The 12,477-nt window shown below is 55.0% G+C and carries 12 protein-coding genes; 9 read left to right on the forward strand and 3 right to left on the reverse strand.

Features of this window, described 5'->3' with window-relative positions:
- Window positions 1-18 precede the first annotated feature (18 nt).
- The 9 genes from murC to mutT all read left to right on the forward strand — a co-directional run bounded on the left by murC (window position 19) and on the right by mutT (window position 10,706).
- Window positions 19-1,494: a UDP-N-acetylmuramate--L-alanine ligase gene (gene murC, locus K5I40_RS15325; RefSeq protein ID WP_039030373.1), complete on the forward strand. Its 1,476-nt coding sequence runs from the start codon at window positions 19-21 to the stop codon at window positions 1,492-1,494.
- Entirely contained in the window at window positions 1,487-2,407 is a 921-nt protein-coding gene (locus K5I40_RS15330; protein WP_223074963.1) for a D-alanine--D-alanine ligase, read from the forward strand. Before murC ends, K5I40_RS15330 begins: the two co-directional genes overlap by 8 nt.
- Window position 2,408: 1 nt before the next feature.
- Complete coding sequence (gene ftsQ / locus K5I40_RS15335) at window positions 2,409-3,242, forward strand: cell division protein FtsQ (RefSeq protein WP_039030371.1); 834 nt, start codon at window positions 2,409-2,411, stop codon at window positions 3,240-3,242.
- Between the two features lie 2 nt (window positions 3,243-3,244).
- A complete protein-coding gene (ftsA, locus tag K5I40_RS15340; RefSeq protein ID WP_039030370.1) occupies window positions 3,245-4,501 on the forward strand; it encodes a cell division protein FtsA in 1,257 nt (418 codons plus the stop codon).
- A 63-nt stretch (window positions 4,502-4,564) separates the two neighbouring features.
- Complete coding sequence (gene ftsZ, locus K5I40_RS15345) at window positions 4,565-5,716, forward strand: cell division protein FtsZ (RefSeq protein WP_039030369.1); 1,152 nt, start codon at window positions 4,565-4,567, stop codon at window positions 5,714-5,716.
- A gap of 101 nt (window positions 5,717-5,817) precedes the next feature.
- A complete protein-coding gene (gene lpxC / locus K5I40_RS15350; RefSeq protein WP_223074962.1) occupies window positions 5,818-6,735 on the forward strand; it encodes a UDP-3-O-acyl-N-acetylglucosamine deacetylase in 918 nt (305 codons plus the stop codon).
- 251 nt (window positions 6,736-6,986) lie between these two features.
- Window positions 6,987-7,490, forward strand: coding sequence for a secA translation cis-regulator SecM (secM, locus tag K5I40_RS15355; RefSeq protein WP_171029968.1), 504 nt, complete (start codon window positions 6,987-6,989; stop codon window positions 7,488-7,490).
- Window positions 7,491-7,550: 60 nt separating this feature from the next.
- Entirely contained in the window at window positions 7,551-10,256 is a 2,706-nt protein-coding gene (gene secA, locus K5I40_RS15360) for a preprotein translocase subunit SecA (RefSeq protein WP_039030367.1), read from the forward strand.
- A 57-nt stretch (window positions 10,257-10,313) separates the two neighbouring features.
- Window positions 10,314-10,706 carry an 8-oxo-dGTP diphosphatase MutT gene (gene mutT, locus K5I40_RS15365; protein WP_223074961.1) on the forward strand — a complete coding sequence of 131 codons (393 nt, stop codon included), beginning with the start codon at window positions 10,314-10,316 and terminating at the stop codon, window positions 10,704-10,706.
- 34 nt (window positions 10,707-10,740) lie between these two features.
- Here mutT and yacG read toward each other — a convergent pair whose 3' ends face one another.
- The 3 genes from yacG to coaE are packed head-to-tail and all read right to left on the reverse strand — an operon-like array spanning window position 10,741 to window position 12,299.
- Window positions 10,741-10,935 carry a DNA gyrase inhibitor YacG gene (yacG, locus tag K5I40_RS15370; protein ID WP_223074960.1) on the reverse strand — a complete coding sequence of 65 codons (195 nt, stop codon included), beginning with the start codon at window positions 10,933-10,935 and terminating at the stop codon, window positions 10,741-10,743.
- A gap of 9 nt (window positions 10,936-10,944) precedes the next feature.
- Entirely contained in the window at window positions 10,945-11,688 is a 744-nt protein-coding gene (gene zapD / locus K5I40_RS15375) for a cell division protein ZapD (RefSeq protein WP_223074959.1), read from the reverse strand.
- Window positions 11,688-12,299 carry a dephospho-CoA kinase gene (gene coaE / locus K5I40_RS15380; RefSeq protein ID WP_223074958.1) on the reverse strand — a complete coding sequence of 204 codons (612 nt, stop codon included), beginning with the start codon at window positions 12,297-12,299 and terminating at the stop codon, window positions 11,688-11,690. The genes zapD and coaE overlap by 1 nt, the downstream gene beginning before the upstream one ends.
- Window positions 12,300-12,477 lie beyond the last annotated feature (178 nt).

Below are 12,477 nucleotides of genomic sequence, written 5' to 3' on the forward strand. Positions count from 1 at the left end.
GTCGATGGCGTTTAGAGAATGAATACACAACAACTGGCGAAACTGCGTTCAATCGTGCCCGAGATGCGTCGCGTCCGGCACATTCACTTTGTTGGCATCGGCGGCGCCGGTATGGGCGGTATTGCCGAGGTGCTGGCGAATGAAGGCTACCAGATCAGCGGGTCCGATCTGGCGCCGAACCCTGTTACGCAACAGTTGGCGTCCCTGGGTGCGACAATCTATTTCAACCATCGCCCGGAAAACGTTCTTGATGCGAGCGTGGTGGTGGTCTCCAGCGCCATTTCTGCCGATAACCCGGAAATCGTTGCGGCACACGAAGCGCGTATTCCGGTGATCCGCCGCGCAGAGATGCTGGCAGAACTGATGCGTTTTCGTCACGGCATTGCCATTGCCGGTACCCACGGCAAAACCACGACCACGGCGATGGTCTCCAGCATTTATGCTGAAGCGGGCCTCGATCCGACCTTCGTTAACGGCGGCCTGGTGAAAGCTGCGGGCGTTCACGCTCGCCTGGGGCACAGCCGCTATCTCATCGCTGAAGCGGATGAAAGCGACGCGTCGTTCCTGCACCTGCAGCCGATGGTCGCGATTGTGACCAACATCGAAGCCGACCATATGGATACCTACCAGGGCGATTTCGAAAATTTAAAGCAAACCTTTATAAACTTTTTGCACAACCTGCCGTTTTATGGACGTGCCGTAATGTGCGTTGACGATCCGGTGATCCGCGAGCTGCTGCCGCGCGTAGGACGTCAGATCACCACCTACGGTTTCAGCGAAGATGCTGATGTCCGCGTGGAGAGTTACAGGCAGGTTGGTGCGCAGGGGCATTTCACCCTGGCGCGTCAGGACAAAGAGCTGTTGCAGGTGACGCTTAACGCGCCGGGACGCCATAACGCACTGAACGCGGCGGCGGCCGTTGCGGTCGCCACGGAAGAGGGCATTGACGACGAGGATATCCTGCGGGCGCTCGAAAGCTTCCAGGGGACCGGTCGTCGTTTTGATTTCCTCGGCGAGTTCCCGCTGGAAAGCGTTAACGGGAAAAGCGGTACCGCAATGCTGGTGGATGACTACGGCCATCACCCGACGGAAGTGGACGCCACGATCAAAGCGGCGCGCGCAGGCTGGCCGGACAAAAATCTGGTTATGCTGTTCCAGCCACACCGTTACACCCGTACGCGTGACTTATACGACGATTTCGCTAATGTGCTGTCACAGGTTGATACGCTGCTGATGCTGGAAGTGTACGCGGCAGGTGAGGCGGCCATTCCGGGTGCCGACAGCCGTTCGCTGTGCCGTACCATTCGTGGTCGCGGCAAGATCGATCCGATTCTGGTCTCCGATCACGCCCAGGCGGCAGCGATGCTTGCCCCGGTATTGACCGGCAATGATTTGATTCTGGTGCAGGGTGCCGGAAATATCGGCAAAATCGCCCGTACGCTGGCCGAAATCAAACTTAAGCCGCAAATTTCGGAGGAAGAGCGCCATGGCTGATAAGATTGCGGTCCTCTCTGGCGGCACCTCTGCCGAGCGCGAGGTTTCCCTGAATTCCGGCGCGGCCGTGCTGGCAGGGCTGCGCGAAGGCGGCGTTAATGCGCACCTGGTCGATCCGAGAGAGACCGACGTGACGCGCCTGAAAGAGCTGGGCTTTGATAAAGTTTTTATCGCGCTGCACGGTCGCGGCGGTGAGGATGGCACGCTGCAAGGCTTGTTGGACATCATCGGCCTGCCTTACACCGGCAGCGGTGTGATGGCGTCGGCCATTTCCATGGACAAACTGCGCAGCAAACTGCTGTGGCAGGGTGCCGGTTTACCGGTTGCCCCCTGGGTGGCACTGACGCGTCGTGAATTTGAGCAGGGCCTGACAGCCAGCGTTAGCGGGCACATTGCCGCGCTGGGTTTACCGGTGATTGTTAAGCCCAGCCGTGAGGGCTCAAGCGTAGGAATGTCTAAAGTTGATAAAGCTGACGATATATCATCAGCATTAGCGCTGGCTTTTCAACATGATGAAGAAGTTCTGGTGGAAAAATGGCTAAGCGGACCGGAATTTACCGTCGCGATGCTCGGTGAAGAAATTTTACCGTCAATTCGTATCCAACCAGCCGGAACCTTCTATGATTATGAGGCGAAGTATCTCTCTGATGAGACGCAATATTTCTGCCCAAGTGGTCTGGATGCCGGGCGTGAAGCTCAAATCAACGCGCTGGTGCTTAAAGCCTGGCAAGTTCTTGGCTGCCATGGATGGGGAAGAATCGACGTCATGCAGGATAGCGACGGACAGTTTTATCTGCTGGAAGCCAATACCTCACCGGGTATGACCAGTCATAGCCTGGTGCCAATGGCGGCTCGCCAGGCTGGCATGAGCTTCTCGCAGCTGGTAGTCCGCATTCTGGATCAGGCGGGCTGATATGTCTCAGGCTGCGCTGAACACGCGAAACCGCGAAGAGGAAGAAGAATATTCTTCACGGCGGAGTAATGGAACGCGTCTTGCAGGGATCACCTTCCTGCTTGCCGTGCTGTGTACTGTGTTTGTCAGCGGCTGGATGGTGCTCGGCTGGATGGAAGATGCACAGCGTCTGCCTCTGTCGAAACTGGTGGTGACCGGCGACCGTCACTACACGCGTAATGACGATATCCGTCAGTCGATCCTGGCATTAGGGTCGCCTGGCACCTTCATGACGCAGGATGTGAACATCATCCAGAGTCAGATTGAGCGCCTGCCCTGGATTAAACAGGCGAGCGTCAGAAAGCAGTGGCCCGATGAATTGAAGATTCATCTGGTTGAATATGTACCCATTGCGCGTTGGAATGATCAGCATATGGTTGACGTAGATGGAGTTTCTTTCAGCGTCCCGGCCGATCGTGTCAGCAAGCAAAATTTACCTATGTTGTATGGGCCGGAAGGCAGCGAAAACGAAGTACTGGAAGGTTTTCGTAGCATGGGTAAAGTGCTGGCTAAGGATCGTTTTACCCTGAAACAGGCTGCAATGACGGCGCGTCGTTCCTGGCAGTTAACGCTGACGAACGATATCAAGCTGAATCTGGGGCGGGGTGACACGATGAAGCGTCTGGAACGTTTTGTAGAACTTTATCCCGTTCTGCAGCAGCAGGCGCAGGCTGAAGGCAAAAGGATTAGCTACGTTGATTTGCGCTATGACTCAGGCGCATCGGTCGGGTGGTCCCCGGCCCCGGTTGAGGAACCTAATCAGCAACAGAATCAGGCTCAGGTACAGGCAGAATAACAATGATCAAGGCGACGGACAGAAAACTGGTAGTAGGACTGGAGATTGGCACTGCGAAGGTTGCCGCTTTAGTAGGGGAAGTTCTGCCCGACGGTGTGGTCAATATCATTGGTGTGGGTAGCTGCCCGTCCCGTGGTATGGATAAAGGTGGGGTAAACGACCTCGAGTCGGTGGTGAAATGCGTACAGCGCGCCATCGATCAGGCCGAACTGATGGCAGATTGCCAGATTTCCTCCGTGTATCTGGCACTCTCTGGCAAGCACATCAGCTGCCAGAACGAGATCGGTATGGTGCCGATCTCAGAAGAAGAAGTCTCGCAGGAAGACGTCGAGAACGTAGTGCATACTGCGAAGTCGGTACGTGTTCGCGACGAGCATCGCGTCCTGCATGTGATCCCGCAGGAATATGCGATCGACTACCAGGAAGGTATTAAGAATCCGGTAGGACTTTCAGGCGTGCGTATGCAGGCAAAAGTGCACTTGATCACATGTCACAACGATATGGCGAAGAACATCGTCAAAGCCGTTGAACGTTGTGGCCTGAAAGTTGACCAACTTATTTTCGCCGGTCTGGCGGCAAGTTATTCGGTGCTGACGGAAGACGAACGTGAACTGGGCGTCTGTGTCGTCGATATCGGCGGTGGTACTATGGACATGGCCGTCTACACCGGTGGCGCACTGCGCCACACCAAGGTTATCCCTTATGCAGGGAATGTGGTCACCAGCGATATCGCGTACGCCTTCGGTACGCCACCGAGCGATGCCGAGGCAATTAAAGTGCGCCACGGTTGTGCACTGGGCTCCATCGTGGGTAAAGATGAGAGCGTTGAAGTGCCGAGCGTCGGTGGTCGTCCGCCGCGCAGCCTGCAGCGCCAGACCTTAGCCGAGGTGATTGAGCCGCGTTATACCGAGCTGCTTAACCTGGTGAACGAAGAGATTTTGCAATTACAGGAACAGCTTCGCCAGCAGGGTGTTAAACATCATCTTGCGGCGGGGATTGTATTAACCGGCGGCGCGGCGCAAATTGAAGGTCTTGCGGCCTGCGCTCAGCGGGTGTTTCATACGCAGGTGCGTATTGGTGCACCGCTGAACATCACCGGTCTGACGGATTATGCTCAGGAGCCGTATTACTCAACGGCAGTGGGCTTGCTTCATTACGGGAAGGAAACCCATCTCAGTGGCGAAGCAGAAGTAGAAAAACGTACGTCGGTAGGTTCGTGGTTTAAGCGAATCAATACCTGGCTGCGAAAAGAATTTTAATTTTAGTAAGAGACCGGAGAGAATTTACGGTTTCAGGCGACAGGCACAAAACGGAGAGAAATTATGTTTGAACCTATGGAACTGACCAACGACGCGGTGATTAAAGTCATCGGCGTCGGTGGCGGCGGCGGTAATGCTGTAGAGCACATGGTGCGCGAGCGCATCGAAGGTGTTGAGTTCTTCGCGGTGAACACCGATGCGCAGGCACTGCGTAAGACGGCTGTTGGCCAGACAATCCAGATCGGTGGCGGCATCACCAAAGGGCTGGGGGCTGGGGCAAACCCGGAAGTCGGCCGTAATGCTGCAGAAGAAGACCGTGAAGCACTGCGTGCTGCGCTGGATGGTGCAGACATGGTGTTTATCGCCGCAGGTATGGGCGGTGGTACCGGAACCGGTGCTGCGCCAGTTGTTGCGGAAGTGGCTAAAGATTTAGGTATCCTGACTGTTGCCGTAGTGACCAAGCCTTTCAACTTTGAAGGCAAGAAGCGTATGGCGTTTGCAGAGCAGGGTATCACCGAGCTGTCCAAGCACGTGGACTCGCTGATCACCATTCCAAACGACAAGCTGCTTAAAGTGCTGGGCCGTGGCATCTCTCTGCTGGACGCTTTTGGCGCGGCGAACGATGTCCTTAAAGGCGCAGTCCAGGGTATTGCCGAGCTGATTACCCGTCCTGGCCTGATGAACGTCGACTTTGCTGACGTGCGCACCGTGATGTCCGAAATGGGCTACGCGATGATGGGCTCCGGCGTGGCGAAAGGTGAAGACCGTGCAGAAGAAGCCGCTGAAATGGCGATCTCTTCTCCGCTGCTGGAAGATATCGATCTGTCCGGCGCGCGCGGCGTGCTGGTTAACATCACTGCGGGCTTCGACCTGCGTCTGGATGAGTTCGAAACCGTGGGTAACACCATCCGTGCGTTCGCTTCTGACAACGCCACCGTGGTAATCGGTACTTCCCTTGATCCGGAAATGAACGATGAACTGCGCGTAACGGTTGTTGCGACCGGTATTGGCATGGACAAACGTCCTGAGATCACTCTGGTGACCAACAAACCTGCTCAGCAGCCGGTGATGGATCGTTACCAGCAGCACGGCATGGCACCGCTGACCCAGGAGCAGAAACCAGCCGCTAAGGTGGTTAATGACAATACTCCACAAACTCAGAAAGAGCCGGATTATCTGGACATTCCCGCGTTCCTGCGTAAGCAAGCTGATTAAGAATTAGCTGGAATTAGGGGATTTACGCTCTTTGTGCTAAACTGGCCGCCCGATAGTGATGTACACTCTCGGTTGGATAAGTAACTTGGCGAGATTATACGATGATCAAACAAAGGACATCAAAACGTATCGTTCAGGCGACAGGTGTCGGTTTACATACCGGCAAGAAAGTCACCCTGACGTTGCGCCCTGCGCCGGCCAACACCGGGGTCATCTATCGTCGCACCGACTTGAATCCACCGGTAGATTTCCCGGCTGATGCCAAATCTGTGCGTGATACCATGCTCTGTACTTGCCTGGTAAATGAGCATGACGTGCGGATCTCTACCGTAGAGCACCTGAATGCCGCCCTGGCGGGTCTGGGTATCGACAACATCGTTATTGAAGTCGATGCGCCAGAAATCCCAATCATGGATGGCAGTGCTGCACCGTTTGTCTATCTGTTGCTGGATGCCGGCATCGAAGAGCTGAATAGCGCGAAGAAATTCGTACGCATTAAAGAGACCGTTCGTGTCCAGGATGGCGACAAATGGGCAGAATTCAAGCCGTTTAATGGTTTTTCGTTGGATTTCACCATCGATTTTAACCACCCGGCGATTGATTCCAGCACTCAGCGCTATGCGATGAACTTCTCTGCTGATGCGTTTATGCGTCAGATCAGTCGAGCTCGTACGTTTGGTTTCATGCGTGATATCGAATATCTGCAGTCCCGTGGCCTGTGCCTGGGCGGCAGCTTCGATTGTGCCATCGTTGTTGACGATTATCGCGTACTGAACGAAGACGGCCTGCGTTTTGAAGATGAATTCGTTCGTCACAAAATGCTGGATGCGATCGGCGACCTGTTCATGTGTGGTCACAACATCATTGGTGCGTTTACCGCGTATAAATCCGGTCACGCGCTGAACAACAAACTGTTGCAGGCTGTTCTGGCAAAACAGGAAGCCTGGGAATATGTGACCTTCGAAGACGAAGCTGAACTGCCACTGGCATTCAAAGCACCGAGCACGGTTCTGGCGTAACGGCACACTCCGTTATTTAAATTCGACTGGTTGACCTGGCACTCTCTCCGGCCAGGAAGACCAGTCGTTTTTGTTTTTGCCTTTCCCGAATCGCTGTAGTCAATGGCGCGTTTGCTGATTTCATCACCATTTTTAACCTCCCCGGTGCCTCAATACTGCTGCTGTGAAGTAGCTTTAGTGGTACTATCTTGGCGCGAAAATATAAAAATCATACGGTGAGCCTGAAAGCTTACTTACTTGTGGTGGGGCAATTGAGCGGAATTCTGACGCGCTGGCGACAATTTGGCAGACGTTACTTCTGGCCGCATCTCCTTCTGGGGATGGTCGCGGCGAGTCTTGGCCTGCCCGCGCTCAGCAGTAACGCTGAAGCCGCCAGTACTGCCAGGACCACCACCACCCGCCACGATCTGAACACGCGGGTTAATTTCACCAATCTTGCCCTGCTGGAAGCGAACCGCCGACCGAATTTCACGGTAGATTACTGGCATCAGCATGCCATTCGTACCGTCATCCGGCATCTCTCCTTTGCCATGGCGCCGCAGGCGTTACCTGCTGTTGAAGAGTCTTTACCGGTTCAGGCGCACCATCTGGCGCTGCTGGATACGCTCAATACGCTTCTGACGCAACAGAGCAAGCCGCCGGTTATTGTCCGTCAGGTCGCGCTTGCTGCATTCGAGCCACACACCGCTTTCTCCGTGTCCGCCTGGATTAGCCAGGTACAGGGCATCCGCGCCGGACCTCAACGCCTCAGCTAAATTAACCGTCTTTCAATACCTTAATTTAACTGCCCATGATGGGGCGTTTGAGAATTTATTATGTTAATCAAATTACTAACTAAAGTTTTCGGTAGCCGTAACGATCGTACCCTGCGCCGCATGCGTAAAGCTGTCAGCGTCATCAATGGCCTCGAGCCAGCGATGGAAAAACTTTCTGATGATGAGCTGAAAGCCAAAACCGCTGAATTCCGTGCCCGCCTTGAAAAAGGTGAAACCGTTGAAAGCCTGATCCCGGAAGCGTTCGCCGTTGTGCGCGAAGCGAGTAAGCGCGTGTTCGGCATGCGTCACTTCGACGTGCAGCTGTTGGGCGGTATGGTTCTGAACGACCGCTGCATCGCCGAGATGCGTACCGGTGAAGGTAAAACCCTGACCGCGACTCTGCCAGCCTACGTTAACGCCCTGTCGGGTAAAGGCGTGCACGTGGTGACCGTCAACGACTATCTGGCCCAGCGTGACGCCGAAAACAACCGTCCTCTGTTCGAATTCCTCGGTATGAGCGTCGGGATCAACATGTCAGGCCTGCCGGCTCCCGCTAAACGCGAAGCCTACAACGCTGACATCACCTACGGTACCAACAACGAATACGGCTTCGACTACCTGCGCGATAACATGGCGTTCAGCCCTGAAGAGCGCGTCCAGCGCAAACTGCACTATGCGCTGGTGGATGAGGTGGACTCCATCCTGATCGACGAAGCGCGTACGCCGCTGATCATCTCCGGCCCGGCTGAAGACAGCTCCGAGATGTATCGCAAAGTCGACAAAATCATTCCGCACCTGATCCGTCAGGAAAAAGAGGACTCCGACACCTTCCAGGGTGAAGGTCACTTCTCCGTGGACGAAAAAGCCCGTCAGGTGAACCTGACCGAGCGTGGCCTGGTCCAGATTGAAGAGCTGCTGGTTGCCCAGGGCATTATGGAAGAGGGCGAGTCGCTCTACTCTCCGGGCAACATCATGCTGATGCACCACGTGACTGCCGCCCTGCGCGCGCACGTGCTCTTTACCCGTGACGTGGACTACATCGTTAAGGATGGCGAAGTCATCATCGTCGACGAACACACCGGTCGTACCATGCAGGGTCGCCGCTGGTCCGATGGTCTGCATCAGGCGGTTGAAGCCAAAGAGAACGTCGATATCCAGAACGAGAACCAGACCCTGGCATCGATCACCTTCCAGAACTACTTCCGTCTGTACGAGAAGCTGGCAGGGATGACCGGTACGGCAGATACCGAAGCCTTCGAATTCAGCTCCATCTATAAGCTGGATACCGTGGTGGTGCCAACCAACCGTCCGATGATCCGTAAAGATATGCCGGACCTGGTCTACATGACCGAAGCGGAAAAAATTCAGGCCATCATCGAAGATATCCGCGATCGTACCGCTGCGGGCCAGCCGGTGCTGGTAGGGACTATCTCCATCGAAAAATCGGAAGTGGTCTCCGAAGAGCTGACCAAAGCCGGTATTAAGCACAACGTGCTCAACGCCAAATTCCACGCCAAAGAAGCAGATATCGTTGCGCAGGCGGGTTATCCGTCAGCCGTGACCATCGCCACCAACATGGCGGGTCGTGGTACTGACATCATGCTGGGCGGTAGCTGGCAGGCAGAAGTGGCCGCGCTGGAAAACCCAACGCCGGAGCAGATCGCACAGATCAAAGCCGACTGGCAGGTTCGTCACGATGCGGTGCTGGCTGCGGGCGGTCTGCACATCATTGGTACTGAGCGCCATGAATCCCGCCGTATCGATAACCAGCTGCGCGGCCGTGCGGGTCGTCAGGGTGATGCCGGTTCTTCACGCTTCTACCTGTCGATGGAAGATGCGCTGATGCGTATTTTCGCCTCTGACCGTGTGTCAGGTATGATGCGTAAGCTGGGCATGAAGCCGGGCGAAGCGATTGAACACCCGTGGGTGACCAAAGCCATCGCTAACGCCCAGCGCAAAGTGGAAAGCCGTAACTTCGATATTCGTAAGCAGCTGCTTGAGTATGATGATGTGGCCAACGATCAGCGTCGCGCGATCTACACCCAGCGTAACGAGCTGCTGGACGTTTCCGACGTGAGCGAAACCATTAACAGCATCCGCGAAGACGTGTTTAAAGCCACCATCGATGGGCACATTCCTCCGCAGTCCCTGGAAGAGATGTGGGATGTTGAAGGTCTGCAGGCGCGTCTGAAAAACGACTTCGACCTGGATCTGCCGATTCAGGAGTGGCTGGATAAAGAGCCGGAGCTGCACGAAGAGACCCTGCGCGAGCGTATTTTTGCTAACGCCCTTGAGGTGTATAAGCGCAAAGAAGAAGTTGTTGGCGCAGAGATGATGCGTCACTTCGAAAAAGGCGTGATGCTGCAAACCCTGGACTCCCTGTGGAAAGAGCACCTGGCGGCGATGGACTACCTGCGTCAGGGCATCCACCTGCGTGGCTATGCGCAAAAAGATCCGAAGCAGGAGTACAAGCGCGAATCCTTTGCGATGTTTGCCTCCATGCTTGAATCACTGAAGTATGAAGTGATCAGCACTCTGAGCAAAGTTCAGGTGCGCATGCCGGAAGAAGTGGAAGAGATGGAGCAGCAGCGTCGTGAAGAAGCTGAGCGTCTGGCCCAGATGCAGCAGCTCAGCCATCAGGACGACGAAGAAGCCGCAGCCGCCGCGATTGCCGCGCAGTCCGGTGAGCGTAAGGTCGGTCGTAACGATCCGTGCCCATGCGGTTCCGGTAAAAAATACAAACAGTGCCATGGCCGTCTGAGCTAAGCCTGAAACACACCTGAAAGGCGCAGATATCTGCGCCTTTTTTATGGACGTAAGACAATGAAAATACTGCAAATCGCTGTCGGGATCATTCGCAATTCAGATAACCAAATCTTTATTACCCAGCGTGCAGCGGATGCGCACATGGCAAATAAATGGGAGTTTCCGGGCGGCAAAATCGAGTCTGGCGAGACGCCGGAACAGGCGCTGGCCCGCGAACTTCAGGAAGAGGTGGGGATCACCCCGCTCGGTGCGACCCTGTTCGACAAACTGGAATATACCTTCCCCGATCGCCATATCACGCTGTGGTTCTGGCTGGTGGAAAGCTGGGAGGGGGAGCCCTGGGGCAAAGAGGGACAGCCTGGAAACTGGGTGACGCTGAGCGCGCAGGATGCCGATAAATTCCCACCGGCAAACGCGCCTGTCATTGCCCGTTTAGTGGACAATCTGTAAGCCTGCCGGACAAAGCGCCAGCAGGCATTAAACGTTACTGCTGGCTTTCACTCCAGTCGTCGCTGTCAGAGAGATCGCCTTCGCTTGGAATGCGTTTCTCTTCCGCGGCCCACTCACCCAGATCGATCAGCTGACAACGCTTGCTGCAAAAAGGACGCAACGGGCTCTGCTCGCCCCAGACGACGGGCTTCCCACAGGTGGGGCAGTTCACGGTAGTAACATCAGACATCTTAACTCCTTAACAACAGGCCAGTTCAAAGTCGAGGCGTTCCGGCACCAGGCCATGTTCACTGTCGAGCGGCATGAAACGAATCGCAAAGCGGCTTTTATGGCCTGAAATCTGCGGATAAAGCTGAGCGGCAAGGGGCAACTGCAGGCGCAGCAGATCGGCATCTTCCCCATTATCCTGATAAAAACCGTTCAGGCTGGTTTGTTTGCGGAACGGCGCGGAGTTGCGGATCAGGTCAAGGATCAGCGTCAACGCCTGGTTCAACGGCTCAAGGCTGACCAGCCAGTTTTGTACCTGGATATCGCGCTGCTCCTGCGACATATGCAGCCAGATGTGCAGGGTCGGTAAATCGAAACTGCAGCAGCCGCCGGGAATGCTCAGACGCTGACGCACCAGCGCTACCAGGCGGTCTTCCCGCAGAAACTGGCCGATACGGGGTGCGGCCATTAACACTCCGCTGCTGTTTTTCAGCTGCTGGCGCAGGCTGTCGATGCGGCTGTTGTCCACTCCCGGCACTTCTGCCCAGGCCTGCAATTTACGCTGCTGACGCTCCAGCTCTTTCACTAAATCAGTGCGGACTTCGCCACGCTCTAACACATCCAGCAGGTCGCCCACGTTACGGAAAAAATGCAGCGCCGTGGTGTGGTCGTGAACCGGAAGCAGGCTCGAAAGCTGCTGGATTAAAAACTCAATGCGCAGCCAGGTGCGCATTTTTTCATTGAGGGGATGCTCAAAAAGAACGTGGGTGTGCATTAGGCTTTTTCCTGTAAAACGGCCTGCGCCAGGTATTGCTGATGCAGGCGAGCCACATCCGATGCAATGGCATCCGGTGCGCCGTTATTATCAATAACATCATCCGCGACGGCCAGACGCGCTTCACGCGTGGCCTGCGCGGCAAGAATTTGTTCCGCATGTTCACGCCCGACATTATCGCGGGCAATGGTGCGCTGAATTTGTGTTGCCGGGGAGACGTCCACCACCAGCACCCGGTCCGCTTTGTCATGGAGATTATTTTCCACAAGAAGCGGGACAACCCAGAGCACATAGGGTGACGTTGCTTGTGCTATCTGCTTCTGCGTCTCCTGCTGGATAAGCGGGTGAAGCAGGGCGTTAAGCCAGGCTTTCTCTTCAGGGTGGGCAAAAATGCGTTCGCGCAGCTTACGGCGATTAAGGGTGCCGTCAGGGGCGATCGTATCGTTGCCGAAATGTTCTGCGATAGCGCGTAATGCGGGTGTACCGGGCTCTACCACCTGGCGGGCAAGGATGTCGGCATCAATTATTGTGACGCCCAGACGAGAGAAGGCATCTGCCACAGTGCTTTTGCCACTGCCAATGCCTCCCGTTAGTGCAACGATGTACCCCATTAAATAAAATCCTGGGAAATATTCATTATTGATATCAATTACTTAAGATTTAATCTTTTATCAGCAAAGATTAAGCTCTGCTTACGTACTTTTTACCAGGTAAATTTATAGGATTGTAGCGTAAAAAAAGTGATTTTCGCAGTCTTGCGCAACAGGTATTAGTGCGTATGATAGCGTC

The sequence above is a fragment of the Leclercia sp. LTM14 genome (assembly GCF_023736175.1).
Classification (GTDB): Bacteria; Pseudomonadota; Gammaproteobacteria; order Enterobacterales; family Enterobacteriaceae; genus Enterobacter; species Enterobacter barmai.

Coding starts and splice junctions, on each gene's coding strand:
- murC (WP_039030373.1), top strand. CDS start 19: ATGAATACACAACAACTGGCGAAACTGCGTTCAATCGTGCCCGAGATG.
- K5I40_RS15330 (WP_223074963.1), top strand. CDS start 1,487: ATGGCTGATAAGATTGCGGTCCTCTCTGGCGGCACCTCTGCCGAGCGC.
- ftsQ (WP_039030371.1), top strand. CDS start 2,409: ATGTCTCAGGCTGCGCTGAACACGCGAAACCGCGAAGAGGAAGAAGAA.
- ftsA (WP_039030370.1), top strand. CDS start 3,245: ATGATCAAGGCGACGGACAGAAAACTGGTAGTAGGACTGGAGATTGGC.
- ftsZ (WP_039030369.1), top strand. CDS start 4,565: ATGTTTGAACCTATGGAACTGACCAACGACGCGGTGATTAAAGTCATC.
- lpxC (WP_223074962.1), top strand. CDS start 5,818: ATGATCAAACAAAGGACATCAAAACGTATCGTTCAGGCGACAGGTGTC.
- secA (WP_039030367.1), top strand. CDS start 7,551: ATGTTAATCAAATTACTAACTAAAGTTTTCGGTAGCCGTAACGATCGT.
- mutT (WP_223074961.1), top strand. CDS start 10,314: ATGAAAATACTGCAAATCGCTGTCGGGATCATTCGCAATTCAGATAAC.
- yacG (WP_223074960.1), bottom strand. CDS start 10,935: ATGTCTGATGTTACTACCGTGAACTGCCCCACCTGTGGGAAGCCCGTC.
- zapD (WP_223074959.1), bottom strand. CDS start 11,688: ATGCACACCCACGTTCTTTTTGAGCATCCCCTCAATGAAAAAATGCGC.
- coaE (WP_223074958.1), bottom strand. CDS start 12,299: ATGGGGTACATCGTTGCACTAACGGGAGGCATTGGCAGTGGCAAAAGC.